The organism is Maricaulis sp., from assembly GCF_039978735.1.
In the GTDB taxonomy this organism is placed as follows: domain Bacteria; phylum Pseudomonadota; class Alphaproteobacteria; order Caulobacterales; family Maricaulaceae; genus Maricaulis.
In genome coordinates this window covers 78,990-103,692 of the sequence record NZ_JBDWAS010000014.1, presented here as the reverse complement: position 1 = coordinate 103,692, position 24,703 = coordinate 78,990, and the positions used below count along the sequence as shown (strand labels likewise).

The 24,703-nt window shown below is 65.4% G+C and carries 19 protein-coding genes; 2 read left to right on the top strand and 17 right to left on the bottom strand.

Going from position 1 to position 24,703, the window contains the following annotated elements; genetic code table 11:
* Positions 1-78 precede the first annotated feature (78 nt).
* Genes ABJO18_RS04125 through ABJO18_RS04115 form a run of 3 tightly spaced genes read right to left on the bottom strand, consistent with a single transcriptional unit; the run spans position 79 to position 4,002 of the window.
* On the bottom strand, positions 79-1,257 hold the full coding sequence (locus ABJO18_RS04125; RefSeq protein WP_348507363.1) for an enolase C-terminal domain-like protein: 1,179 nt from the start codon (positions 1,255-1,257) through the stop codon (positions 79-81).
* Positions 1,254-2,363, bottom strand: a complete 1,110-nt coding sequence (locus tag ABJO18_RS04120) for a DUF2817 domain-containing protein (RefSeq protein ID WP_348507364.1) — start codon at positions 2,361-2,363, stop codon at positions 1,254-1,256. Before ABJO18_RS04120 ends, ABJO18_RS04125 begins: the two co-directional genes overlap by 4 nt.
* 34 nt (positions 2,364-2,397) lie before the next feature.
* Positions 2,398-4,002 carry an amidohydrolase gene (locus ABJO18_RS04115; RefSeq protein WP_348507365.1) on the bottom strand — a complete coding sequence of 535 codons (1,605 nt, stop codon included), beginning with the start codon at positions 4,000-4,002 and terminating at the stop codon, positions 2,398-2,400.
* Positions 4,003-4,110: 108 nt separating this feature from the next.
* Between ABJO18_RS04115 and ABJO18_RS04110 the strand changes: the two genes are divergently transcribed.
* Positions 4,111-5,493, top strand: coding sequence for an MFS transporter (locus ABJO18_RS04110; protein ID WP_348507366.1), 1,383 nt, complete (start codon positions 4,111-4,113; stop codon positions 5,491-5,493).
* Here ABJO18_RS04110 and ABJO18_RS04105 read toward each other — a convergent pair.
* The 6 genes from ABJO18_RS04105 to ABJO18_RS04080 form a co-directional block, all read right to left on the bottom strand.
* Positions 5,478-6,086 (bottom strand): TetR/AcrR family transcriptional regulator, encoded by a 609-nt coding sequence (locus ABJO18_RS04105; protein WP_348507367.1) that lies wholly within the window; start codon positions 6,084-6,086, stop codon positions 5,478-5,480. The genes ABJO18_RS04110 and ABJO18_RS04105 overlap by 16 nt on opposite strands.
* Positions 6,087-6,389: 303 nt before the next feature.
* The gene (locus ABJO18_RS04100; RefSeq protein ID WP_348507368.1) at positions 6,390-7,058 is read right to left on the bottom strand and encodes a TIGR02466 family protein; all 669 of its coding nucleotides are present in this window, start codon (positions 7,056-7,058) and stop codon (positions 6,390-6,392) included.
* Positions 7,055-8,113: an isoaspartyl peptidase/L-asparaginase gene (locus ABJO18_RS04095; protein WP_348507369.1), complete on the bottom strand. Its 1,059-nt coding sequence runs from the start codon at positions 8,111-8,113 to the stop codon at positions 7,055-7,057. The genes ABJO18_RS04100 and ABJO18_RS04095 overlap by 4 nt, the downstream gene beginning before the upstream one ends.
* Positions 8,114-8,194: 81 nt before the next feature.
* Positions 8,195-10,234, bottom strand: coding sequence for a penicillin-binding protein 1C (pbpC, locus tag ABJO18_RS04090; protein WP_348507370.1), 2,040 nt, complete (start codon positions 10,232-10,234; stop codon positions 8,195-8,197).
* Positions 10,235-10,238: 4 nt separating this feature from the next.
* Positions 10,239-15,098: an alpha-2-macroglobulin gene (locus tag ABJO18_RS04085; protein ID WP_348515742.1), complete on the bottom strand. Its 4,860-nt coding sequence runs from the start codon at positions 15,096-15,098 to the stop codon at positions 10,239-10,241.
* 90 nt (positions 15,099-15,188) lie between these two features.
* Positions 15,189-15,899: a sulfite exporter TauE/SafE family protein gene (locus tag ABJO18_RS04080; RefSeq protein WP_348507123.1), complete on the bottom strand. Its 711-nt coding sequence runs from the start codon at positions 15,897-15,899 to the stop codon at positions 15,189-15,191.
* 110 nt (positions 15,900-16,009) lie between these two features.
* Here ABJO18_RS04080 and ABJO18_RS04075 point away from each other — a divergent pair, with 110 nt between their 5' ends.
* Positions 16,010-16,792, top strand: a complete 783-nt coding sequence (locus tag ABJO18_RS04075) for a DUF2189 domain-containing protein (RefSeq protein ID WP_348507122.1) — start codon at positions 16,010-16,012, stop codon at positions 16,790-16,792.
* Here the strand turns inward: ABJO18_RS04075 and ccoS are convergent.
* From ccoS to ccoN, 8 genes are read right to left on the bottom strand one after another with little or no spacing between them, the layout of a single operon-like run.
* On the bottom strand, positions 16,729-16,950 hold the full coding sequence (gene ccoS, locus ABJO18_RS04070; protein WP_271187788.1) for a cbb3-type cytochrome oxidase assembly protein CcoS: 222 nt from the start codon (positions 16,948-16,950) through the stop codon (positions 16,729-16,731). The two genes, ABJO18_RS04075 and ccoS, sit on opposite strands and share 64 nt — an antisense overlap.
* Positions 16,950-19,133 carry a copper-translocating P-type ATPase gene (locus ABJO18_RS04065; RefSeq protein ID WP_348507121.1) on the bottom strand — a complete coding sequence of 728 codons (2,184 nt, stop codon included), beginning with the start codon at positions 19,131-19,133 and terminating at the stop codon, positions 16,950-16,952. Before ABJO18_RS04065 ends, ccoS begins: the two co-directional genes overlap by 1 nt.
* Positions 19,121-19,591 carry a FixH family protein gene (locus ABJO18_RS04060; protein ID WP_348507120.1) on the bottom strand — a complete coding sequence of 157 codons (471 nt, stop codon included), beginning with the start codon at positions 19,589-19,591 and terminating at the stop codon, positions 19,121-19,123. The genes ABJO18_RS04065 and ABJO18_RS04060 overlap by 13 nt, the downstream gene beginning before the upstream one ends.
* On the bottom strand, positions 19,591-21,072 hold the full coding sequence (ccoG, locus tag ABJO18_RS04055; protein ID WP_348507119.1) for a cytochrome c oxidase accessory protein CcoG: 1,482 nt from the start codon (positions 21,070-21,072) through the stop codon (positions 19,591-19,593). Before ccoG ends, ABJO18_RS04060 begins: the two co-directional genes overlap by 1 nt.
* A 41-nt stretch (positions 21,073-21,113) precedes the next feature.
* Positions 21,114-22,052: a cytochrome-c oxidase, cbb3-type subunit III gene (ccoP, locus tag ABJO18_RS04050; protein WP_348507118.1), complete on the bottom strand. Its 939-nt coding sequence runs from the start codon at positions 22,050-22,052 to the stop codon at positions 21,114-21,116.
* Positions 22,039-22,236, bottom strand: coding sequence for a cbb3-type cytochrome c oxidase subunit 3 (locus tag ABJO18_RS04045; protein ID WP_348507117.1), 198 nt, complete (start codon positions 22,234-22,236; stop codon positions 22,039-22,041). The genes ccoP and ABJO18_RS04045 overlap by 14 nt, the downstream gene beginning before the upstream one ends.
* Positions 22,237-22,240: 4 nt before the next feature.
* Positions 22,241-23,002, bottom strand: coding sequence for a cytochrome-c oxidase, cbb3-type subunit II (gene ccoO / locus ABJO18_RS04040; protein WP_348507116.1), 762 nt, complete (start codon positions 23,000-23,002; stop codon positions 22,241-22,243).
* Between the two features lie 9 nt (positions 23,003-23,011).
* Entirely contained in the window at positions 23,012-24,664 is a 1,653-nt protein-coding gene (gene ccoN, locus ABJO18_RS04035; protein ID WP_348515741.1) for a cytochrome-c oxidase, cbb3-type subunit I, read from the bottom strand.
* Positions 24,665-24,703: the final 39 nt, after the last annotated feature.

The window sequence follows — 24,703 nt, the reverse complement described above, 5'->3', positions numbered from 1 at the left end:
GGCCCCAAATCAGTGCTGCCGGCCAGAAGCGCGGGCCGGCCGGACTGACCCCGACCGCCACGCAATCCATTTCCGGCGCTAAGCCCGGATCTCGATCGCCGCGGCGTTCTGGTATTTGTCGACAGCGTCCTCGTCGAGCTCAACGCCCCAGCCCGGCCCGGTCGGCACGTAAGCCAGGCCTTTCTCATAGCGGATGTCCTGCTTGATCAGGTCGTCCTCCAGCATCAGGTGACCCTGCAGCTCCGTGGCGTGGCGGATATCGCGCGCCCGGGCCGCGTGCATGTGAAGGATCACCGCGCTGCCGATGCCGGAGGGCTGATTGTGGAGTACGACGTCGAGCCCGCGCGCTGCGGCGTAGTCGATCGCCTTCAGCGCCGCCGTCATGCCGCCTGGCCGTTCGGCATTGAGCCCGAAACACCGCACCCCGCCCGTTTCCGCCAGGGTGACGATGTCGCGTAGCCCGAAGGCGCTTTCATGGGCCATGAGCGGAACCGCTGTGCGCGCCTGCACATAGGCCAGTCCCGCGAATTGGTCGGCGTGAACCGGCTGTTCGGCGTAGTCGATGCCATAGGGCGCAATCGCTTCGATGGCCGCCAGCGCCTCATTCGGCGCATAGGCCTGATTGTAGTCCACGCGCAGGCCGGCCTCCGGGCCGATCAGCTCGCGCATCGCCTTGATGATCTCGACATCGCGCACGGCGCCGTCGCCAAGCTTGCAGCGAAAGGTGCGAATGCCCTCGTCGAGTCCCATTTGAGCCAGGTTGAGAATGGTCTGCGTGTCCGTCAGCGGCAGCACGAGGCACATGGGAACGGCATCGATCTGCTTGCCGCCGCACAGATCGTAGACCGGCCGGCCGATGGAACGGGCAGCGATGTCGTGCATCGCCAAGTCGAGCAGGCCCTTGGCCATCTCGTTGCGTGCGACATTGTTGTCGAAACGCGTCGCGACCGCCTCCCGGTCGAAGGCCGACTGGCCAAGCACGTAGCGGGCCAGATGATCCTTGATCACGCCGGCCATCATGGCCGGGGATGCGCCACTTTCAACCAGCCAGACATAGGCGTCGGAGATGCCGACGATGCCGCTTTCGGTCGTCATGCGGCAGACAAGAAAATCCGCCCCCAACCAGGGATCGTCCACCTTGAGCCCCATGGCCACCTTGCCGCTGCCGCCCTGCAGAAGCGAGCGCACCATTTCGTTGAACGGGATGAAGACCGGAAACAGTTCGATCTTTACGATGGGGTCGTGTGTGCTGTTCATTGCGGCTTGTCCAATCGGCGTTCGAGGGTGGCAAGCTTCGTCAGTGCGTCCGAGAAAACCTGCCGCCCGCGGGCAAGAATCGCCCGCCGCCATTCGTCGTCGGCGGGCAGGAAGACTTCGCGCAGGCGTGCCTTGATCGCCTGTCCACGGGGGCTTTCGATGTCGCCATGGTGCACGAGCCAGTTTTCCTCGATCATGGCCGCCAGCACCGCTTCGGGCGGCTCGGTGCCATATTCGAGCGTCATCGGGATCACCCAGGCTTCGCTCATCGTCCGCTCCAGCCCGCCGTTGAGATAACCGCCGAGGATCGTCTCCTCGCGGGTCTTGGGACGCGGCGTGACCATCATGTCGCCGAACCACTCCTGCGCGAGGGCGTGGTGCGGTTCCTCTGGATCGGCGGCCATCATGAGAGTCCCGACCGCATTGGGACCGAGCCCGGTGTGGACATCGAACTGAACGATGATCCCGGCCTTCGCCAGCATCGTATTCCAGATGGTCTCGACCGTGCGGCGCGACCATGCCGGTTCGCTGCCGCCGAACTGCACGCCGCGGGAAAATTCGTACTGACCGCCGGAGACGGCTTTGAAAAACTGGAGGAAGCCCATGGTTTCGTTCAGCTTCATCAGGTCGTCCATGATCGCCTTGATCCTGCCGTCAGGCAGTTCGGCCGGATTCAGGAGCGGCTCGACATCGCTGTAGGCGGTGTTCTCCGGCGGTCCGTCGCCAAAGTCGACAAAGTTGCGATTGATATCGACATTGTCCTCGTTCACCCGGCGGATATGCGAATAGCCATACGGGTTGACGGCATGGATCATCAGCACCGCCGTGTCGTCGGGTAGCGACGGCGCGTCGGCGACGAACTGCGACTGCAGTGCGGATCCGCAAAACCCCTCGACCCCGTGCGTGCCGGCGGTGATGACGAGAACACGCGACGCCTCTGCGGGGCCCCGCCAGAACGTGTCGACAAAGATCGGTTCGCCGTCGAGGCCGGGCAGCGGATGCCGATGAGCCTGATGGCTCCAGCCGGCCGCTTCGCCGGCGGCGGCCACAAGGCCGTTCCGCGCCGCTCTGTAGTCCCGCGAGAAATGGTTCAGTGACAGATCCATGGGTCTTCCAGACATGGGTTTGCGAGACCGGGTCTCAGTTCGGTGTGAAAATGCCGCCGATCATGGTGCGCTGGACGGCAATGCGACCGAGCTGATCAGGCGGAACGGTGAGCGGGTTGCGGTCGAGGATCACCAGATCGGCCCGCTTGCCGGCTTGCAATGTGCCCTTCTCCGTCTCCTCGAACTGGACGAAGGCGGCGTTGCGGGTGAACATCGCCAGCGCCTCTTCCACCGACACGCCCTGCTCGGGATGAAACCCGCCGCGATTGACCGCGAAATCGATGGCCGCGATCGTGTCCGTTGCCTCGATCGGTGCGTCGGAAGAGCCGGCAAGGGCGATTCCGGCGTCGAAAAAGCTGCGGAAGGGATAGGCCATCGGCGTACGGGACGGTCCGAGGCGGCGCGGCAGCCATGCCATTTCCGAGCGGATGAACAGCGGCTGGGTGCAGATCTGCAAGCCGAGCCCGGCAATGCGCGCGACGAGTTCCGGCGGTGCGAAGGAGGCGTGCTCGATACGGTGACGATGATCCTCACGCGGATGGGCAGAAAGAAGCCGTTCGAACAGATCGACGCATTTCGCGATCCCCTCATCGCCGATGGCGTGGATGCAGACCTGGAAACCGGCAAGGTGGGCGGCCTCCATGCGGGCGTAGATGTCGTCCTCGGGCAAGGTCATGAAGCCGTGGCTGCAGGTCTTGTCGGCGTAGGGTTCGCTCATGCAGGCCGTGCAGGAGCCGAAGGTCCCGTCTGCAAAAATCTTGAAGGCGCGGGTGCGCGTCGCGTTCTGCGGGTCGTTCATCGGTGAATCGGCCATGGCTTTGACGCCGTCGAGCGTCTTGCCGATGACGATGGCGTAGATCGATTGCGGGACGTGTTCGCGGATCGCCTGCATGGCGATGGCCTCGAGCTGCGCCGCCTCGCCACCCGGCCCCTCTTCATCGCTTTGCAGCATGGCACCGATGGACGTGATGCCGCTTCTGGCCAGGGCGTCAAAACAGGCCTTGCTGGCTTCGATCATGCGCGGGATCGAGGGAGGCGGCATGTGCGCGAGCGGCAGGCCCACCGCCTTTTCGCGGAACACCCCGTTGAGTTCGCCATCCATGAAGCGGCCCGCCTCTCCACCGTCGGGTATCGCGGTGTCCGCCCCAAGGCCGGCCTTTTCGAGCACTGCGGAATTGACGAAGACGGCGTGTCCGTCGCGGGAGTAGACAAGGGCGGGAACATCTCCGAGCCATGCGTCGAGTTCTCGCCGGGACAGGGCGTCCCCGCCCTGCAATTTGTTTTCTTCGAGCTGGACGCCGATCACCCATTCGCCCGCGTCGATGCGTTCGGCCTGCCGTGTCAGCGCCGCCCTCACCTCTTCGAGGCTCGACAATGCGTCGAGATTGGCACTCATCGCAAAGAAGATCATGGGCAATGGATGGAGGTGGGCGTCGATGAAGCCAGGCAGAAGGGCTGCGCCGTCAAGGTCGTAGTCCATGGCGACGAGTCCCCGTTCGGCGATCAGCGCACGTCCGGCATCCAACGGCCCGACGAAGGCGATGCGATCACCTTCGGTGACGACACATTCGGCGCTGGCAGCGCCGGGCTCCATCGTCACGATGGGACCGTTTCGAAAGACGCAAGCCGGCAGGCCCATTTCCCACTCCTCCCAAGACACGGTTCTCAATCGGTCGCAAAAAGGATGGCAGAGCCCCTTTGGTCTGTCTATAGTAATTACTATATTTTCCCGGAAGGGGGCTGGAATATGGACAAGGCGGCATCGATGGAGCCGGACGGAAAGCGCGCGCCACGCGGCAAAGTCCCCGCCACGGGCCTGTGGTGGGCCATGATCGATTGGGCCCGGGCGCCGGTTTATTACGTCGTTCTGATGTACGTGTTCTCGGCCTATTTCGCTGAAAGCGTTGTGGGCGACCATGCGCGCGGACAGGTGCTGTTTTCCAGTGCCATCGCGCTGACCGGGGCCTTCATGGCCGTGCTGTCGCCGTTCCTCGGCGGCTTCGTCGACGAGGGCGGACGCAGAAAGCCGGTCCTGCTCGCGCTTTTTATCGTCATGGCAGCGGCCTGCAGCGGACTGGCGCTGGCAGCGCCCGGTGTTTCCTACGCCATCCCGCTGGCGATGGTGCTGTTGGGGGTGACGGCCATTGCCTATTCCGTTTCCGAACTGCTGCACAACGCGCTCCTGCCAGCCTCAGCGGGCCCGCGGCACGTCTCCATGGTATCGGGGCTCGGCCTGTCTCTGGGCAGCCTGGCCGCCGTCATCGTGCTGGTTGGCCTCATCTATTTTCTGGAGAAACCGCCGGCGGGCCTGACGGGAGAGGATGTGGCGCGTTTGTCAGGCCTGGTCTGCGCCGTGTGGATGCTCGTCTTCATTGTTCCGGCGCTGGCCGGGCTGAAGGATCACTACCGCGAAGGTGCACGCTGGCGGACGGCGCGGTTCATTCCGCGAAGCTGGTCGCCGGTAAAAACGGTGGCGACCCTGTTCAGGGAACATCCCGCGATCATGCGGCTTCTGATCGCGCGGATGATCTTCATGGACGGGCTCACCGCCCTTTTCACCATCGGCGCGGTCTATGTGGCTGGCGTCCTGGAATGGAGCGCAGGCGAGACGGCAGCAATGGGAATTCTATCGACCTGCTCGGCTGTCTTCGGCGGAATTCTCGGCGGCTGGCTTGGACGGCGCTTCGGGTCGCGCAACGCGATCATCATCGAACTGGCGGCGATCACCCTGATATTCTGCTTCCAGATCGGCATCTCGCCCGAGGCGGCCTTCTTCGGCCTGCTTCCTCTCGACCCCGCGGCCGCGGACCGTTCCATGTTCCCGCGCGTGGTCGATCTCGTCTATCTCGGAACCGTCGTGCCGCTGAGCGCATTCGTGATCGCCGCCTATGCGTCGTGCCGCAGCCTGCTTGTGCATTACTGCCCGCAGGACCGGGTCGGCTATTTCTTCGGCATCTATGCGATGACCAGCACCATCACGATCTGGCTCGGGCCGGCGCTCGTCTCGCTCGTCACCCAGGTCTTCGACAGTCAGCGTATCGGCTTTGGAAGCTTGTCTATCCTCTTCGTCGCCGGCCTCGCACTGATGCAGCGACTGCCGAAGGACAGGCCCGATCAGAAAAAATCGTAGATACGGGTCACGGCGTCGGCGGTGTATTCAAGTATGGCCTCGCGGTTCCGGAAACCGGTCTCGAACAGCATTTCGACGGCTGCGTAGGAGATCTCCAGCGACAACCGCACGCGAATGAGAACATCGTCATAGTCTGTCACCAGCCCCTGTTCGGCAAAGTAATCAGCGAGCAGCCGGGTAATCCGTTCGTGCGATTCAAGCCGGATCGATTGCAGTTCGGGGACGGCGCGCAAGGCAACGAGAAGCGGATAGGCCCCGCGAAAGGCGATCGCCGAATCGAGTGACTGACGAATGGAGGTCAGGGCCGCCGAGCGCATTTCGCCGGCGGTGCGGATCGTCATGCCTGTGTCGGCACGAATAGCCTCCGTCTGCGCGTCCATCAGTCGCAAACCGAGTTCGCGCAGAAGCGCATGCTTGTTGGGGAAATAGTGGTAGAAGGTGGGCGGGGTCAGCCCCGCACGCTCCACGATGGCATTGGAATTAAGCGCCTCAAGCCCCGACTCGGCGAGAATGTGCTGGGCCGCCCCCAGGAGCCGGTCAACAGCCTTGATCCGCCGGTCGGGCTTAACACTGTCCTCCCGATCCTTCACCACGGCAGCACCATCCCTCTCATTATTCCTGCCGCTGTCCGCGCGGAAGCTTCACAATCTGCTGTGCAAGCGCAAGGAGCGGCTGGCACTTCGCCGCCGGCCGCAGCGGGCTGCTATATCCTGATTAGGTCACCAACAGGTACAAATCCACCCTGTCTCAAGACACTCTCCTCTCAAAACAGCCCTTGCAAGCATCTGTAATACGTGACCTTTCCGACGCCCTCTACACACGTCGCGAACGCCCCTGGCAGCCCTTCCTGAAGCCGCGCCGGACGTCCGTCTTCGGGATCAACCGGCCCCAGCCCCCTACCCCTCCGGCGGAGGCCCCGCCGGCAAGGCCAGCACATTCATCGCTACCGAGATCCGCTCTCCCGGGCCCTTGTGGGGGCGGACGGCGTGCATGAGCCAGGACGGGAAGATGACCAGCTTGCCGGGTTCGGGGCGGACGCGGAATTGCGACATCTGCTTTTCGCCGGTCTCGTCGGTGAAGACGAGGTCGGGGGCGACCATGCGGATCATCGGGAAGCGCGGATCCTGGGCCACGAAGAAACCGTCCTCGCCGTCGCCGCCATCGTCGACATAGAAGCTGGCCGACCAGAAGGAGCCGGCATGGGCGTGCATCTGGTTGGACGCGCCGGCGGGCGAGACATTCGCCCACATCTCCATGCCCATCTGCCAGCGAGACTGGCCTTTAGCGGCATTCACGTCGGAGGTGAAACGGCCGCAGACCTGCATCGTCTCGCGCGCCAGCTCGATCGCGGCCTCGCCGCCCCAGTCCAGCATTTCGATATCGGAATGCCAGCCATGGATGTTGGAGCGCCGCACGCCCGGCGAGGCGGCCCGCCGCGCCAGGATGGCCTGTTTCAGCGCGGAGACCAGCCGGTCGGCGCCGGGCAGGCGCACCTCGATCAGGGGGGTGGCGAAGAGCCGGTTGACCGTGATCTGCGGCGCGGCGCTGCCGCCCGTCACCGTCATTCCTCGTCGCCGTAGATCGCCACCACCGGCTCGCCGCCTTCGGTCAGGCGGGCGCGGTACATGCCCGGCGTGTTGAAGCTCCAGGCGATATCGCCCTCAGCCGTCAGCGCGATAATGCCGCCATCGCCGCCCAGGTCCGTCAGCTCGGTCTGGATCACCTGGTCGGAGGCCGCCTGCAGGGTCAGGCCCTGCATCTCGACCAGCGCACAGATGCGGCTGGCCACGGTCAGGCGGATGAAATACTCGCCCGTACCCGTCGCCGAGACGCCGCAGCTGTCATTATTGGCATAGGTGCCCGCGCCGATGATCGGGCTGTCGCCGACCCGGCCCCAGCGCTTCGCCGTCGTGCCGCCTGTCGACGTGCCGGCTGCGATATTGCCGGCCTCGTCCAACGCCACCACACCGACCGTGCCGAAGCGGTGTTCCAGCGCATCGCGCTCCAGCAGGCCTTCCTGGACCGGTTCCGGATCCGGCGCGCCGTCCGGACGCGGCGGAATTTCCAGACCGTCACGGCCGAGCGAACGTTCCAGCGCCGCCCAGCGGCGTTCGGTGAAAAACCAGGCCGGCTCGACCATTTCCAGCCCCTGCTCCCGCGCAAAGGTCTCCGCGCCCTCGCTTTGCAACATGACGTGACGCGAATGTTGCATCACTGTGCGTGCAAGGGTGATCGGATGTCGCACCTGTGTGACACCTGCGACGGCGCCCGCCTGAAGGGTCGCCCCGTCCATGATCGAGGCGTCGAGCTCATTGCGCCCGGCCGCCGTGAACACGGCACCGCGCCCGGCATTGAACATGGGATCGTCCTCGAGCCCGTGGATCACCGCCTCGATCGCATCCAGCGCACTGCCGCCCTGCGACAGCACCGCCTCGCCACGCTCCAGCGCCGCATGCATGGCTGCGCGATAGGCGGCATCGGTCTCCGGCGTCATGCTTTCACGCTCGATCACACCGGCCCCGCCATGCACGACAAGCGCCCAGTTTCCGTCCTCCGCCAGGACCGGAGACAGGGTCAGAAGAACCGCGGCAGAGGCCGCCGGCAGAACAGATCGCAGCATGATGAAATCTCCCCAAATCAGTTGAATTCAGCTTTGCCATTCGCGCCGTCCGACGCAAGCCTGAAGACGGTTCGGGACTGCTCAGCCGCCCGTGCGGATACGCACCCGGGACTGCGCCATCCGGCCGGATTCATCAACGGCCGTAACGGCATAGAAGCCCGGCCCCGGCGGCACCCAGACCGGCTCGCCCAGCGCATTGCGGTCGACCGGTTCCCCGTCCGCATACCAGTCCAGCGTTCCGCGCGCCTGCGCCGCCAGGACAAAGCCGCGCCCCTCGCCTTCCGACCAGACCTCGGCCCCGTCCGGCGGGAAGAGGATGTGCGGTGCCGGGTCGGTGCGGTATTGCGCCAGCGTACCCGGAACGTCCGGCACCGGCGCCCGGTCTTCCGCCCGCGAGACAGAGCCCGGCTCGATACGCTCCAGACCGTCTGCCAGGCGGAACAGCAGCGGCAGGGCGCCTTCACGGCCGGTAATCCCCTCCCGCGGCGCACCGTCTGCCCGGCCGGTCCAGACCACGAGGGTGTAGCGTCCGGTCACGCCGGCCGCCCAGGCGTCCCGGAAGCCATAGGATGTGCCCGTCTTGAAGGCGATGTCCGGTGCCCCGCGCGCCAGCGAAGCCGGCATGCGCCCGCCCGGATGCGGCGCCCGGCGCAGGATATCGAGCACTTCCGCCGCCGATTCCGCGCCCAGCACGGCATAGCCGTCTTCAGCCGCCGGATCGTCTTCGCGCCAGCGCAGCGGACGCGCCACGCCCTCATCGCCCAGGGCTGCATAGAGCACGGCCAGCTGGCGCAGGGTCAGCCCGGCACCGCCCAAAGCCACGGCGAGCCCGCTGTCGGCTCCCGCCGTCCGCGGCCGTTCCGGGTGGGCGCCGGCAAAGGTCAGCGCAGCGTTGAAGCGGCGCGCGCCTACCCCGTCCAGCGCCGTGACAGCCGGAACGTTCAGCGAGTGCTGCAGCGCTTCGGCAATCGTGACATCGCCGCGGAAACGCCGGTCGAAATTGTCCGGCCGATAGCCGGCAAACCGGCGCGGCAGGTCCGAAATGCGTGTGCCGCCGGCGGCCAGACCGTCATCGAACGCCATGCCATAGATGAAGGGTTTCAGCGTCGAGCCGGGAGAACGCGGCCGGTCGGTCAGATCGATCCAGCCGCCCGGTCGTGCCCGGCTGGCCGACCCCGCCATCGCTCGCACGGCCCGTGTCCGCGTTTCCACCAGCATGGCGGCGAACTGCACGTCCGGTCCGGTTTCCCGGGCTGCCAGCGCCAATTCTTCCTGCAGCATTGTCTGGAGGTGGGTATCGAGGGTGGAAACGATGTCCGCCTCTCCGGGCCCGGCCGCGCGGCGCAGGGCATCGGCCGCATGCCAGGCATCGGCCGGGAAATCCTGGCGCCCCGGTGCCGGATCGAAAGCGGCATCGGCAGACGCATCCGCACGCGCCAGCCCCACTTCGGCCAGACGGTCCAGCACGCGTCCGCGCGCCAGCACCGCATTGTCGGGACGCCGATCCGGACGCCGCGCTTCCGGCGATTGCGGCAAGGCGATCAGCAGAGCGATCTGCTCGATGGTGAGCGCATCCGGCTCGCGCCCGAAATAGGCCCAGCTGGCGGCCCGGACACCTTCCAGATTGCCGCCATAAGGCGCCAGGGTGAGATAGAGTTCGAGGATTTCGCGTTTGGAATAGCGCAGCTCCAGCTGCCAGGCCCGCAGGATCTGGATGATCTTGGCGCCGACCGTCCGCTCGCGCGGCTCGATCAGGCGGGCAAGCTGCATGGTCAGGGTGGAACCACCGGACACGATGCGGCCGGCCAGGGCGCTGTCCCGCGCTGCACGCACCAACGCCAGCGGATCGACACCGGAATGCTGGTAGAAGCGCGCATCCTCATAGGCCAGCAAAGCCTCGACGAAATCCGGATCGATCCCGTCCAGATCGGCCTCAAGCCGCCAGCGGCCATCGGCGACCGGGAAGGCCCGCAGCACCTGCCCGTCCCTGTCCCGAACGACCGTCGACACGTCTCGCCCGGCCTCGACAGGCGGCGGCAGGGCGTGGTCGGCCGCGAGAACCGCCGCAAACAGGGTCAGGGCGATCACCCCTCCCCAGTATATCCGCGGCAGTCCCAGCACGGCGTCAGCCTCGCGGTGCGATCACGATACGCCCGGTCGCGCTGCGTGCGAACGTGTCCGGCCGGTACATGTCCTCCACCACGGCACCGGGCAGAGTGTAGCTGCCCGGCGTCACGGCGCGCACGACATAGGCGATGCGCTCGGCCCGCCGGTTGCGCAGGTCGAGAGCCGCCACGAAGCGGTCGTCGCGCGCTTCAGCCACCCGAGGCGTGCGGATATTGTCGAGCCAGGAATAAACACCGGTATTGCCGGCGTCTTCGGGCCGCACGACAGCTTCAATCTCGAAGCCGGGCGGCAGAAGATCTTCCACGATGGCCGGGATCAGGCGTTCCTCGCGCGGCGCGACGACAAGATCGACGATCAGGCGGTCGCCCTGGACCAGGTTTTCAAGATCGGCCTCGGAACCGTCCAGGCGGCGGATCCGCTTCTGGATCACCAGGCCCTGGGCATCGACATCCGGCGCCTCGACCGTCTGGCCATGGGCGATCTGCGTCACCCAGGCCGGCGCATCGCCGCTCATGCGGAACTCGACCCCCTCACCGATATCGCCCGCTTCCAGCCGGTAGCGCAGCGGGCCGTCGGCCTCGGCTGCCGTGTCGATCACAATCTCCTCGCCGCCATCGCGAAGCGCATTCGCAGCGAGCAGCAAGAAAGCCTTTTCCTGTGTGTTCAGACGGGCCGGTTCCGGCAGGTCCTGACCGACACGCTCGGCCAGGCGGGCGACGCGCTCATGCTGGCCGGCCTCGGCTGCCAGGGCCAGAACGCCAGCCAGGTCACGCCGCGGCGACATGTAGTAATTGCCGGGATTTTCAAAACCCAGCGCCGCCTCGGCCGCATCGAAGGCATTCACGGCGCGCGACTGGTCACCGATGAGATAGAGCGCCGCACCGATCTGCGCCCGGGCCAGCGGGCTCTCGATCGCCTCAAGGCGCTCGTCATGCATGTAGCGCAGGCGCGAACGATCGACCCGTCCGGCGCGGGCCAGAACGTAGAGCGCATAGGCGGCCGAACGGTCGTTGAGACGTTCAGGCGTGTCGGTCTGGCCGCGCCAGCGATGGATCTCGGTGTCATAGCCATTCACCCGCCACATCTCGCCGGAGGCAATATGCTCAAGGCCGGCATAGGCCCGCTCCAGCGCCGCATCCGGCACGGTGTAGCCAGCCTCTTGGGCACGGGCCAGGAAATCGGTGGCGTAAGCGCCGATCCACGGCCGCAGGCCACGATCGCCGATACGCCAAAGACCGATGGCGCCATCGGCGGACTGGCGTGACAGCAGCGTTGCGATGGCCTCCTGCACGCGTGCCCGTGCACCCTCGACCGGATCTTCACCCGCAGCGCTGGCGAGCGGATCGGCGTAGAGCAGCGGCAGCGCCCGGCTGGTGATCTGCTCGGTACACCCATAGGGATAGCGGCTGAGGGCCGTCAGCAGCGCCGCCTCGTCCAGCGGTGTCGGCGAGAAGCTCACCGTCACATCGGACGTGCCCGGCAGATAACCGGCCAGCACATCGCTGGACAGGCGCCAGCTGTCGCCCGGCATGACGCGTCCGCGCCGGACGCTGGAAGATGGCAGCCAGGCCGAACGCGCCTCGATCGGGTAGCTGCGCGCGACGGCAAATTCGTCCGGCCCCTCGACCGACAGTCCGACCGAGCCCACACCGACATCGTCGGACGTAAGCCCATAGCGGCGATCAACGCGCTGGCCGGCGGCGAGCTCGATCGTGTCGGTGGCCGACATACTGACCGGCGCTTCGGCATCCATCGCCACGGCATACGTGCCTGGTGCGCCATCGATATTGTCGATCGTCAGCGTCGCCATCGACTGATCGCCCGGTGCGAGGAAGCGCGGCAGGATCAGTTCGGCCGGCACATCGTCGCGCACGGTCAGCGGCTGGGCCGCCTGACCGACAGCGCGGCCGCTCCAGGCAACCGCCATGAGGCGCAGCTCGCCATTGAAATCCGGCACGTCGAAGGAGACGGTCGCGCGACCATTGCGGCCCACTTCGACAGGGCCCGTGAACAGCGCCACGGTCTGCGTCGGCACGACGGTCAGACCGGCACCGCCGATCTGGTCGCCACCCTGGCGCACGGGCGCCGCGGCGCCCTGGTTCGGATCGAGCAGGCGGCCATAATCATCGTGCAGATCGACGTCGAGCGCCGTCTTGCCGAAATACCAGGCCTGCGGATCGGGGGAGGCAAAGCGGGTCAGGGCGAGAATGCCCTCATCGACCGCCGCCACGGACACGTAGGCACCGCTGCGCACCGGCCCCTCGATCGCCAGCTCCAGTTCAACGGTCTGGCGCGGATGAACGCGCTCGGGTGCGTTGAAATCGATCTCCAGCGTCCGGTCCGACATGTCGACGGGCAGATGCAGAACCCCGACAGCCCGGCGCGGCGCCGGCCGGTCGACCGGATCACGCGGCGTGTAGACCGAGACCATGGCATAGGCGCCGGCACCCCAGTCCTCGGTGACATTGAAGGACAGTTCGACACCGCCTTCGGGAATGCTGACCGAGCGGGTCTCCAGCACGCGGTCGCTGGCAATCACCACCTCGGCCTCGCCGGGATAGGGCGGGCGAATGGATACGGTTGCAGTGCCGCCAACAGCGACCGGCTCTTCAGGGCCCGACAAAGCCACGCGGTCCGGCGCCTCGACGCCCGGCTCGGAGGAGCCACCCCAGCCGACCCAGAACTGGGCGCTGGCGGACATGCCGCTTTGCGGGTCGGTCACAACAAGCTGATAGTCGCCCCAGTCAAGCGCGCGCAGTGACAGGGGATCGGCGCCTTCGCCGTCCAGCGACAGCACCCCCTCCTCGATCGGCACGACATGGCGGGTGCGGCGCCAGCGCCAGCGTTCGCCATCGGTGCGGTACCAGTCATAATCCCAGTCGATACGCATCAATTGCCATTCGATGTCCGCCGTGACCGGCGCACCACCGGCATCGATCGCAACCACGTCGAAAGCGCTTTCGCGATTGCGCTCGGCGCGGCCCTCGAATTGCGGCTTCAGGCCGAGATAGAGCGGCGCAGGACGGTAGGGAATGCGGACATCGTCGGCGACAGCCCGGCCGCCGGGCTCGATGGCTGAGACGACGGCACGGATGCGAAGCGGCTGGCTGGCATCGGCACCGATCTCGCCCGCACTGACGGTCAGGGTCGCGGCACCGGCCCCGTCGGCCACCGTGCCAGGCAGATCCTCGGTACGATCGCGGAAAGGCTCGTCATGACGGCCGAAACTGAACCCGGGATAGTCGGCAAACGGACGCGGATCGGTCTCGATCCGCAGACGGCCCTCGACCGGCAGTCCCGCCCCCGGCGCACCATAGAGGAAGCGGACATTGGCAGCGATTTCACGCTTGCCGCCCAGCAGGATCGGCGTTTCGTCGTCGGCATCGAGTTCCAGGGCAATGCGTTGCGGCACGAAATCCTCGACCGAGAAGCGGGTCGAGCCGACATCGCCATAGCCATCCATCGTCGCCACGATGCGCCACTCGCCGCGCGCGGCGGCCACAGGCAGATCATAATCCCAGAAGACAGATCCGGCCTGCGGCAGGCCTTCAAAGCGCGAGACGGCGGCTTCGATACCGTTCGGCCCGTAGACCGTCAGCGTGACGGGTCGGTCCGATATGGCCACGGCTTCGGCATCGCGCACCATCGCACCGGCATGAACCGTTTCGCCCGGCCGGTAGATACCCCGGTCGAGCCAGACATAGCCATCCGCACCATCGGGCCGCTGACGGCCGCCGATATCCTGGCCGGACAGATCGACCGGATTGCGCTGGAAGTCGAGCACGGCGAAATCATTATTGCGGCCATAGGCCGTCAGGAGACGCGGCGCCATGGCGCCCTCACCGCGCGTCAGCGGCCCGTCAAAGCGGGCACGGCCGTTCGAATCCGTCATGGCCGTCGCGAGGATCTCGTTGGAGCGTGCGATCAGCTGCACTTCGACACCGGCCTCCGGCATCGCGGTCTGCAGCGAGCGCACCACGAAATCGATACCATCCGCACCGCGATAGGCCGTGAGAGCCAGATCGGTGATCACCAGCCAGCGTTCGGCGCGGGCCGGAACGTCATCGTCAGCGGCTTCGCTGTCCTCGCGCACCGACACGAAATAAGCGCCTGGCGACAGGGTCCCGATGGCTTCGGCGATCGGGAAAACAGTCGTCACCGGCGTATTCGGCGCGCCGGCGGTTTCCATGCGGCCCTGCCAGATCTGTTCGCCGACCGCATGCGGGCTCTCCTCTTCGGGGACCCAGTTGTATTCACCCTGGGCCGCATTGAAGCCGGTCGTGATCGAGCGGAAGGCCAATGCCCGGTCGGTAATCCGCCAGACTTCAAGCTCGACCGCATCGACATTCACCGTCTCGATGGCCAGACCATCGGCGTCACGGCGGGGCAGAATCACGCCGTCGCCGGCAATGCCGACAAAGGCCGGGCGGTCGCCGAAGTCGATCTCGACGGTTTCGTCCACCAGCAGGGCATCGCCGTTCGCGGCCGGCAGGCCCTCGCGCAGCGTCAGGCTCTGGCCGTCCCCGAAGGTGAGACCGCCGACACACAACGAGCGCCCGGATGCCGACAGGGCAATCGGACGCTGCGGCGTCACGGCGACATAGGGTTCGTAGTCAGTGCCGGGATCGAGCGGATGCGTGAAGCCGAGGCAGACCTCCGGGGTGTCGCCATCGACGCTGATCGCATAGCGCAGGAAGGCGAAGTTCGCGGGCGCCTCGGTCGCAGCGCGCGGCGCATCGGCAGATCGTCGCTCCAGTTGAGGTCCGGTTGATTCGACCGTCTCGTCAGACGGACCGGTACACGCAACGGCCCCCAGCGCCAGTGCCAGCGCGAGGATTCGACTGTGCCACAGCGACATCGCTGAACTCCTATCCCATTGGCGCCGAACCATAATGCTTTGTTAAGAAAAACGCACCGGCGAAATGGGCATTCGGCGCGATTTCTCCCGTCAGGCGACTTCAATGCCGCAGAATGCGGCAATGGTGCGCCAGGGCAGTGCGGCCGAGGCCACACCGATCGCCACGATCGCCAAGCCGACAGCGATTCGAACCCGGGGCGTGCGTGCCGCCGACAGCAATCCGCTGACGCCGAAAGCCGCAGCAGTGACGGCCGGCAGCGTGCCCAATCCAAAGCCCAGCATGATCAGCGCGCCGGTCGCGACCGAGCCCGACAGCATGGCGTAGAACAGCGTGGCGTAGACCATGCCGCACGGCAGGAAGCCCCAGAGAAAGCCGGCCAGCAGCGGGCTGGCCAGCGACAAGGCTCCCGCAAACGGCGCCCTCATCCAGGTCAAAAGGCGCGCACCGAGACGGTCGACGCCGGCCAGCGAAGGCGCCCAGCCCGCGACCGAGAGCCCGATATAGACCAGCATGGCCGCCGCCAGCCAGCGCAGGATCAGGTGCGCCTCGGCACGATCGAACGCGAAATAGGCTTGGGAACCGAGCGCTGCGAGGACTGCTCCGGCGGCGACATAGGCCGCTATGCGGCCCGTCTGAGCGAGCATGAGTGCCCGGGCGCGGCTTTGGGCTGCATCCCCGCCGAGCGAAACGGACAGGCTTGCCGCGATGCCGCCGCACATGCCGACACAGTGCAGGCTGGACGCGAATCCGGCGAGCATTCCACCCAGAAGGCTCAGTTCTGACAATCCGGCCGGTGCCATGCCATACTCCCTGGCGCTGTCTTCGACTGGACAAGCCCACAAATAAAGTGTGGCGTAATGCCGCAAAACAGCTGACGATACCCAGCATAGAATTTCCGAGGGAGGACACCATGGTTCATCTCAAGCACGTGCGCCGGGACGCACCCTGGGCTTGGCTGAAGGCCGGATGGCAGGACATCGTACGCGCACCGCGGGTGACGCTGGGTTACGGCCTGATTTTTGTCGGCGTGGGTGCCCTGATCGTGCTGGGATTGAACGCCATCGGCTTCGCCTCCGCTGTCCCGGTTGCGCTCAGCGGTTTCGCCCTTGTCGCACCGGCGCTGGCGATCGGCATCTACCAGGTGCCCCGGGCGATCGAGCGTGGCGAGAAGCCCCGCTTCCGCTTCATCATCTCCCGCTTCCCCTCACGGCTGTCGCAAATCGGCTTTCTCAGCCTGCTGCTCTTGATGCTCTTCCTGCTCTGGGTCCGGATCGCACAATTCCTGCTGGTCGCCCTTGCACCCGATACGCCCCTTCTGCCGGGGCCCTTCCTGGAATACGCGCTGAGCGATCCGGCCGGGCTGAGCCTGATGGTCATCGGTACGGCGATCGGCGCCATCCTGGCAGCCGTTGCCTTTTCAATGTCCGCCCTCGCCTTCCCGATGCTGGTCGATCAGGATGTGGACGCGGTGACCGCACTCGTCGCCAGCTTCAAGGCCGTGATCGGCCAGCCCTTCGTGATGCTCACCTGGGCCTGGCTGATCGCCTTCATGATGGCGGCGGGGTCAGCGGTGTTCCTGATCGGACTGGCGGTCACCTTCCCGTGGGTCGCGCTGGCGACCTGGCATGCCTACCGGGATTTCTCGCCGGAAGCGGCGCCGTCGGCGTCGTCCTCCGCCTCGCCCTCGGCATAGCCTTTCGGCACGATCGGCTTGTCGTCATCCATCAGGATGCGCTCTGCGGCCCCGTCCAGATCCTCGAACTGGCCGGACTTCAGGCTCCACATGAAAGCCAGGAGACCCAGACCGCCCATGGCGATGGCAACAGGTATCAGCCAGATCAGGACGGACATCAGCGAGCAAGCCTCAGCGCATTGAGAGTGACCAGGACCGAGGACGCCGACATGGCGATGGCGGCGATCAGCGGCGTGACCAGACCGGCCACGGCGAGCGGCACGGCGATCATGTTGTAGACCGCGGCCAGGCCGAAATTCTCCAGCACCCGCCGCTTGGCGCCGCACGACACATCATAGGCCACGATGGCCGCCGCCAGCCGGTCGCCCTGCAAGACGAAGTCGGCTGCAGCCTGGGAAATCTCCGCGGCCGAAGCCAGCGAAACGGACACGTCTGCCGCAGCGAGCGCCGGCGCATCATTGATCCCGTCGCCGATCATGGCGACCCGTCGCCCTTCGGCCTTGAGCGCCTCCAGACGCGCGATCTTGTCCTGCGGCTTCAGCTCGGCTTGCCACGCATCCAAGCCCAGCTCGGCCGCAACGGCTTCGACGGGACCGGTCCGGTCTCCGGAAAGGAGTTCGACCCGGCAACCGCGGTCACGCAGCGCGGCGACCGTCTCGACCGCATCGGCGCGTAGCCGGTCTTCAAAGCGGAAACGGACGGGCGCCTCATCACCGGCCTTTAGCCAGACTTCGCTGTGCGGATCGCTCGCCGCGTCGATGCCCAGCCAGCGGGCCGAACCGAAGCGGATCGTCACGCCGTCCTCGACGGCCTCGATGCCGCCGCCGGAGATCTCGCGCGTTTCAGCCGCTGCGATCCCCATGCCTGCGGCATCGGCAACGGCACGGGACAGGGGGTGACGGCTGGTCCGGGCGAGCCGCGCGGCCGTCTCGAACGCCGTATCGGGAATCTCGTCCCGATTGATCAGGCGCGGCCGGCCTTCGGTCAGCGTGCCTGTCTTGTCGAACACGACCGTGTCGATCCCTGCCAGACGCTCCATGGCGTCGCCGGATTTCACCAGCACGCCTTCCCGGTAAAGACGGCCGGACGCGACCACCTGGACGGCCGGCACAGCCAGACCGAGTGCACAGGGGCAGGTGATGATCAGGACCGCAATCGCATGGATGATCGCCAGATGCGGGTTTTGACCGATAACCAGCCAGCCCAGCAGCGTCAGAGCGGCAAGCGAGTGGACCACCGGCACATAGAGTTTGGCGGCGCGGTCGGCGAGGCGCACATAGCGCGACCGGCTTTGCTCCCCGGCCTCGACGAGGCGTGTGATCTCGGCGAGCAGGGAGTTGTCGCGGTCGGCCGTGGCTTCCAGCACCAGCTTGCCGTCCAGATTGAGCATGCCAGAAAAGACCTCGATGCCCGGTTTTGCAGCGACGGGAGCGGTCTCGCCGGTCACAAGGGAACCGTCCAGCGCGCCCTGCCCTTCGCGGATCACGGCATCCACCGGCACCCGGTCGCCTGCGGCCAGGACCAGCCGGTCGCCGGCCTTGACCTCGCGGGCCGGGATTGCCTCGATCCGCCCGTCTGCGCGGACCCGGTTGGCGGTTGCTGCCTGCATCGCCGCCAGACCGCGAGCCGCCTCTCCGGCCTTGGCCCGCAGACGCATGTCGAGAAAACGCCCGATCAGCAGGAAGAAGAGCAACATCGCTGCGGCGTCGAAATACGTGTCGCCATGCCCGTAGAAGGTTTCCCAGATCGACAGGCCACAGGCCAGGATCACCGCGAGCGAGATCGGCACGTCCATATTGACGTGCCTGTTGCGCAGCGCCGTGATTGCCGAGCGGAAGAAGGGCTGGCCTGCATAGGCGACCGCCGGCAACACGATCAGCGCCGAGATCCGGTGCATCAGTGCCTGGGTCGCCTCGGTCATCTCCATGCCGCCGGCCCAGACCGAGATCGACAGCAGCATGACATTCGCCATCGCAAAACCGGCCACAGCCATCGCACGAAGCAGCTTGCGCTCTTCTTCCTTCTGGGGATCGGCTTCGGCTTCCGGCTCATAGGGCGTGGCGGGATAGCCCAGCCGGCCCAGCCGGCTGACATAGGTCGATGCCAGCGCCGCATCGCCGCGCCAGCTCAGGCGAAGGCGGCCGGTCGACAGATTGAGACGTGCATGCTCGACACGGTCGTCCTCGAGCAGGCCCGACTCAATACGCGAAATACAGCCGGCGCAGACAGCACCGCGTACCAGCAGGTCGAGATGGCATTGTCCATCGGCGAGGCGGACAAAGGCCTGCGGATCGACCTGGCTGACCGGTTCGGAGAAATGGGCCGTGTCTAGCGCAGCCAAAGCGCGTGCTCCATTTCGAAGGGCGCGTCGCCATTATTGTGCGCGCGCAGATGCCATTGCCCGGTCTCGGTGCAGGGCAGCGCAGCGCGATAGAGACCGGCGCGATCTTCCAGAAACTCGAGCGGACAGTCACGCGACGTGTTCGTGGGATGGTTCATGGCTCCGGTCAGCTCAAGCCCCGGCACCGGCGCGCCGTCGGCGTCACTGACCTCAACCAGCAGCTCGCCGTCGACCACGTTGACGCGGGCCGACCAGCCCAGCTCGGCCTGTTCGTGGCGGCGGGCCAGCGTCTCGTTGTAGTTGAGTCCCTGATAATAGGAGCGCGGCACATCCTCGCCGGGATGGGTGCGCATGGCGAGCGTGATGAAGGTGGTGTTCACCCCGATCGTCACGCCGAAGAACAGAACGATCATGACCAGGACATGCCAGCCCCGCACGGGGTTGAGAAAGGACTTCATCACTCGGCTCCGGTCACAATCATTGACGGGGTGGTCGCGGTCTCGCCGGTCCGCGTGTCGGTGACGCGGAAATTGAAGGTCTCGCGCGCGCCGTCGATCGCGCTGGCCGGCAGGGTAAGATATATCACGAAGTCCTGGGTCCGGTCGGCATCCACGCTCAGCTGCATGGGCGCATCATCTGCAGCACCCAGCAGTCGCGTCACGATCTGCGGATCGCCCTCGATCGACAGTGTAAGCGTGCGTGGCTCATTGGCCTTGTTGACGACTTTCAGATTGTAGCCGTTTCGCACCGAACCGTCCGACAGGATCACGAAGTTCGGGTTGCGGTCCCGCTGCGAATTGAGTTCGAGTTCCGACCGGTTGAGCAGGGCCGCCAGCATGATCGCCGCTACGATGGCGAAGGCCACGCCATAGACGAGCGTGCGCGGACGGATGAACTTGTAGACGGCTTTCTCGCCTTTCTGGAAACGGTCGACATTGTCATCCGTCTCGTAGGTGATGAGGCCGGTCGGGCGGTCCACCTTCTTCATGATGTCGTCGCAGGCATCGATGCACAGCGCACACTGGATGCATTCCAGCTGGGCGCCGTCGCGGATGTCGATCCCCATCGGGCAGACCGCCACGCACTGCTTGCAATCGATACAGTCGCCGCGGCCGTCCCAGGTTTCATTCTTCTTGTGCGGACCGCGCGGCTCACCCCGGTCGACTCGGTAGGTCACGTTGAGGGCATCCCGGTCCGTCATGGCCGCCTGGATGCGCGGCCAGGGGCACATATAGGTACACACCTGCTCGCGCATCGTGCCGGCGAGCGTATAGGTGGTGAAGGTAAGCATGCCCGCGAAGAGATAGGATGACGGCTCGGCCTGACCGGTAAAGAAGTTCCCGATCACGTCATAGGCGTCGTGGAAATAAAGGATCCAGGCACCGCCCGTCGCCAGTGCGATGACCAGCCAGACCGTATGCTTGCCGATCTTGCGCCAGGCCTTGTCGAACGACCAGGGCGACCGGTCCAGCTTGATCCGGGCATTCCGGTCGCCTTCAAAGGCGCGCTCGACCCAGATGAAGAGATCGGTCCAGACGGTCTGCGGGCAGGCATAGCCGCACCAGACCCGGCCGAAGAGCGCTGTCGCGAGGAAAAGCCCAAGCGCCGCCAGGATCAGCAGGCCGGTGATGTAATAGACTTCCTGCGGCCAGATCTCGATGAAGAAGAAATAGAAACGCCGGCCGGCAAAATCGACCAGAACAGCCTGATCCGGCGCGTCCGGTCCCCGGTCCCAGCGCAAGAAGGGAATGAGGTAGTAGATGCCCAGCGTCACCGCCATCACCAGCCATTTGACGGTCCGGAACTTGCCGTGCGCCAGCTTGGGGTAGATGGGTTCGCGTTTTTTGTAGAGTTCGCGCGTATCCGCTGCGTTGACCGCTTCGGCCTTTGACTTGCGGATGCCGGGCGCCGCCATGGCGCGTGTGTTCTTGTCACTCATGACGGCGCTTTATCCCGGTTCCTCTGGTTGGTGTATGCGACCTAGCGACCCGTGGGACCGTTCGCCGCACCCTCTGCTTCCTCACCGCCGCCCAGCAGATAGACATAGGCGGCCAGCGCATCGATCGTGGCGTCGTTCAGACGGCCTTCCCAGGCCGGCATCACGCCATAGGGGCCGCGATGGATGATGTTGATCACCTGCTCGCGGTTCGAACCATAGAGCCAGTCCTGGTCGACCAGGTTCGGAGCCCCCTGCATGCGGTCGCCCGTACCGTCAGGCATATGACAGGACGCGCACTGGATGTCGTAGGTCTCCTGACCGCGAGCGAGCGCTTCGGCACTCACATCCCCGGCACGGCCAGACATGGACAGGACATAGTCGGTTACATCGGCGATCTCGCTGCCGGTGAGCAGTTCGTCGCGGCCAAAGGACGGCATCTGCGAGAAACGGGTATCCGGGTGTTCGCTCCGGATGCCGTAGCGCAGCGTGGTGCGGATGTCCTCATAGGTCCCGCCCCACAGCCAGACGTCGTCATTCAGGTTGGGATAGCCGATAGCACCCTGGGCGCCCGACCCGTGACAGGTCGCGCAATTGTCGCCGAAAGCGGCCTCGCCCGCTGCGCGGACAAAGCCGAGCAGCTGGGGATCATTCTCGATCTGGTCGATCGAGGCCCCTTCGAGGGCCGCAAAGCCGCTGGCCCGGCTGGCGTGCAGCTCCTCGATGGCCTGGGCGACATTCGCCCGTTCGGAGTGGTCACGAAGGCCGCGGGTGTGATCGGTCTCGCCGGCCAGCCCAGGCAGGGCCGGCCAGGCCGGCATGAAGATCATGTAGACCACGGACCAGGCGATGCTGGCGTAGAAGACCCACAGCCACCAGCGCGGCAGCGGCGTGTCGAGTTCCTTGATGCCATCCCACTCGTGACCGGTCGTAGCCGTCCCTGTGTGGGCGTCTCTTTCGCGTTCTTGATCATGCTCGGACATGGGTCTCGTCCTTATTGTGATCGGCCGTTTCCGGCTTGTCGGTTTCTTCCAGCGGTGTGCGCGCGGCAGCGTCGAATTTCGCCTGGTTACGCGGCCAGAGCGCGTAGGCGAGGACGCCGAAGAACAGGAGGACGAAGATCAGCAGTCCTCCTGTCTGAGCGAAATTGGAAAGTGTCTCGTGCATCGCCCTACCTCAGATTTTCGTCGGCCTCGGCCTCATAGGTGGAGAAGTCCACCATCGTGCCGAGCACCTGCAGATAGGCCACGAGCGCATCCATTTCGGTCACCCGCGACGGATCGCCGTCGAAATCGCGCATCAGCGCGTCCGGATAGCGTTCCTGGAAACCGTCATAGTCGGCGGCATAGGGATCGAGCTGCGTCGTGATATCGGCGACAGCATTCTCGATCATGGCATCCGAATACGGCACACCCACCCGGCGCAGCGCCCGAAGATTGGCGGCGACGTTCTCATAGTCGAGCTCGGAGTTTTCCAGGAAGGGGTAGTCCGGCATGATCGACTCCGGAACCACCGATTGCGGGTCGCGCAGGTGGTCGCGATGCCATTCATCCGAATACTTGCCCCCGACGCGGGCGAGGTCCGGCCCCGTCCGCTTCGAGCCCCACTGGAAGGGGTGGTCGTACATGCTCTCGGCCGCCAGCGAATAGTGGCCGTAGCGCTCCACCTCGTCACGCAGCGGGCGGACCATCTGCGAGTGGCAGTTATAGCAGCCCTCGCGGATGTAGATGTCCCGGCCCAGCTGTTCCAGCGGCGTGTAGGGGCGCACGCCTTCCACCTCCTCGATGGTCGAGTCGAGGTAGAAGAGCGGTGCGATTTCCACGATCCCGCCGATCGAGACCGTGACCAGGATGCCAACGGTCAGGAGGAGCGAGTTCTGCTCGAAGAGCTTGTTGTGGAGCTTGCTCCAGCGGCTTTTCTTTTGTTCTGACATGACAGGCCCCTATTCGGCCGGAACGGCGGCGGGTTGAGGAATGACGTTCTCGTCTTCCTCTTTCACGTCGCCCTTGATCGTGCGGTACATGTTGTAGGCCATGATGATCGCGCCGCTCAGATAGAGCAGACCGCCGACGGCCCGGATGATGTAGGAGATGTGCATCGCCTCCACGGTCTCCACGAAGGAGAATTCCAGGAAGCCGAGCTCGTTATAGGCCCGCCACATCAGACCCTGCATGATGCCTGCAACCCACATCGAGGTGATGTAGAGCAGGATGCCGAAGGTCGCGATCCAGAAGTGCCAGTCGATCAGGGCCTTGGAGTGCATGCCCTTGCGCTTCCACAGCCACGGAACGAGGCAGTAGACGGCACCGAAGGAGATGAAGCCGACCCAGCCCAGCGCACCGGAGTGCACGTGGCCAACGGTCCAGTCGGTGTAGTGCGAGAGCGCGTTGACCGCGCGGACCGACATCACCGGGCCCTCGAAGGTCGACATGCCGTAGAAGGCAACCGACAGGACCAGCATCCGCACGACCGGGTCGGTGCGCAGCTTGTCCCAGGCCCCCGACAGCGTCATCAGGCCGTTGATCATGCCACCCCAGGACGGCATCCACAGCATCACCGAGAAGGTCATGCCCAGCGTCTGCGCCCATTCCGGCAGCGCCGTGTAGTGCAGGTGGTGCGGCCCCGCCCAGATGTAGATGAAGATCAGCGACCAGAAGTGGATGATCGACAGGCGGTAGGAATAGACCGGGCGCTGAACGCGCTTGGGGATGAAGTAGTACATGATCCCCAGGAAGCCGGCCGTCAGGAAGAAGCCCACCGCGTTATGGCCGTACCACCACTGCGTCAGCGCGTCCTGCACGCCGGCAAAAAGCGAGTAGCTGCGCGCGCCGAAGAAGCTGACCGGCATGGCCAGATTGTTGACCACGTGCAACACGGCAATCGTGACGATAAAGGCTAGGTAGAACCAGTTCGCCACATAGATGTGCGGCTCCTTGCGCTTCCACAGCGTGCCGAGGAAGACCAGGAGATAGGCCACCCAGACGATGGTCAGCCACAGGTCGGTATACCATTCCGGCTCGGCATATTCCTTGGACTGGGTGATGCCGATCACATAGCCGGTCGCGGCCATGATGATGAAGAGCTGGTAGCCCCAGAACACGAACCACGGCCAGATGCCGCCGGCGATCCGCGTCCGGCAGGTGCGCTGCACGACATAGAAGGACGTCGCCAGGAGTGCGTTACCGCCGAAAGCGAAGATCACCGCTGAGGTGTGCAACGGACGCAGGCGTCCGAAACTGGTGAAGCCGAACTGGTCGATATTGAGAACCGGAAAGGCCAGCTGGAAGGCGATGACAACGCCCACCAAGAGCCCCGCAATGCCCCAGAACATGGTCGCAATCGCGCCGGCCTTGACCAGATTCTCGTTGTATTCGCGTTCGTCATTGACGACGCCGCCATTGGCGATGGTCCCGACGATGAGGATGATGCCCGTCAGGAACCCGCCCAGCAGAAGCCAGGCCTGGCCGCGCATCGCGGCCTCGGGCGCGTAGGCTGCTGCGAACAGCGACCAGAGCGCCCCCAGGAAGGTGATGAGAAGGACGACGGCAGTGGAAGGATCGGCCCCTGCACGTCGCAGCACTTGCGGCGTAGACATTTATGCGCCCCCGGATTGGCTGTTATCGAGCCCGGTTTA

Excerpts from the sequence above, each read along its gene's own strand:
- ABJO18_RS04100 (WP_348507368.1), bottom strand. The coding sequence starts at position 7,058 with ATGACGGTGACGGGCGGCAGCGCCGCGCCGCAGATCACGGTCAACCGG.
- ccoG (WP_348507119.1), bottom strand. The coding sequence starts at position 21,072 with ATGAGTGACAAGAACACACGCGCCATGGCGGCGCCCGGCATCCGCAAG.
- ABJO18_RS04120 (WP_348507364.1), bottom strand. The coding sequence starts at position 2,363 with ATGGATCTGTCACTGAACCATTTCTCGCGGGACTACAGAGCGGCGCGG.
- ABJO18_RS04075 (WP_348507122.1), top strand. The coding sequence starts at position 16,010 with ATGGTTCATCTCAAGCACGTGCGCCGGGACGCACCCTGGGCTTGGCTG.
- ABJO18_RS04125 (WP_348507363.1), bottom strand. The coding sequence starts at position 1,257 with ATGAACAGCACACACGACCCCATCGTAAAGATCGAACTGTTTCCGGTC.
- ABJO18_RS04080 (WP_348507123.1), bottom strand. The coding sequence starts at position 15,899 with ATGGCACCGGCCGGATTGTCAGAACTGAGCCTTCTGGGTGGAATGCTC.
- ccoP (WP_348507118.1), bottom strand. The coding sequence starts at position 22,052 with ATGTCCGAGCATGATCAAGAACGCGAAAGAGACGCCCACACAGGGACG.
- ccoO (WP_348507116.1), bottom strand. The coding sequence starts at position 23,002 with ATGTCAGAACAAAAGAAAAGCCGCTGGAGCAAGCTCCACAACAAGCTC.
- ccoN (WP_348515741.1), bottom strand. The coding sequence starts at position 24,664 with ATGTCTACGCCGCAAGTGCTGCGACGTGCAGGGGCCGATCCTTCCACT.
- ABJO18_RS04110 (WP_348507366.1), top strand. The coding sequence starts at position 4,111 with ATGGACAAGGCGGCATCGATGGAGCCGGACGGAAAGCGCGCGCCACGC.
- ABJO18_RS04085 (WP_348515742.1), bottom strand. The coding sequence starts at position 15,098 with ATGTCGCTGTGGCACAGTCGAATCCTCGCGCTGGCACTGGCGCTGGGG.
- ABJO18_RS04060 (WP_348507120.1), bottom strand. The coding sequence starts at position 19,591 with ATGAAGTCCTTTCTCAACCCCGTGCGGGGCTGGCATGTCCTGGTCATG.
- ccoS (WP_271187788.1), bottom strand. The coding sequence starts at position 16,950 with ATGTCCGTCCTGATCTGGCTGATACCTGTTGCCATCGCCATGGGCGGT.
- ABJO18_RS04115 (WP_348507365.1), bottom strand. The coding sequence starts at position 4,002 with ATGGGCCTGCCGGCTTGCGTCTTTCGAAACGGTCCCATCGTGACGATG.
- ABJO18_RS04045 (WP_348507117.1), bottom strand. The coding sequence starts at position 22,236 with ATGCACGAGACACTTTCCAATTTCGCTCAGACAGGAGGACTGCTGATC.
- ABJO18_RS04095 (WP_348507369.1), bottom strand. The coding sequence starts at position 8,113 with ATGCTGCGATCTGTTCTGCCGGCGGCCTCTGCCGCGGTTCTTCTGACC.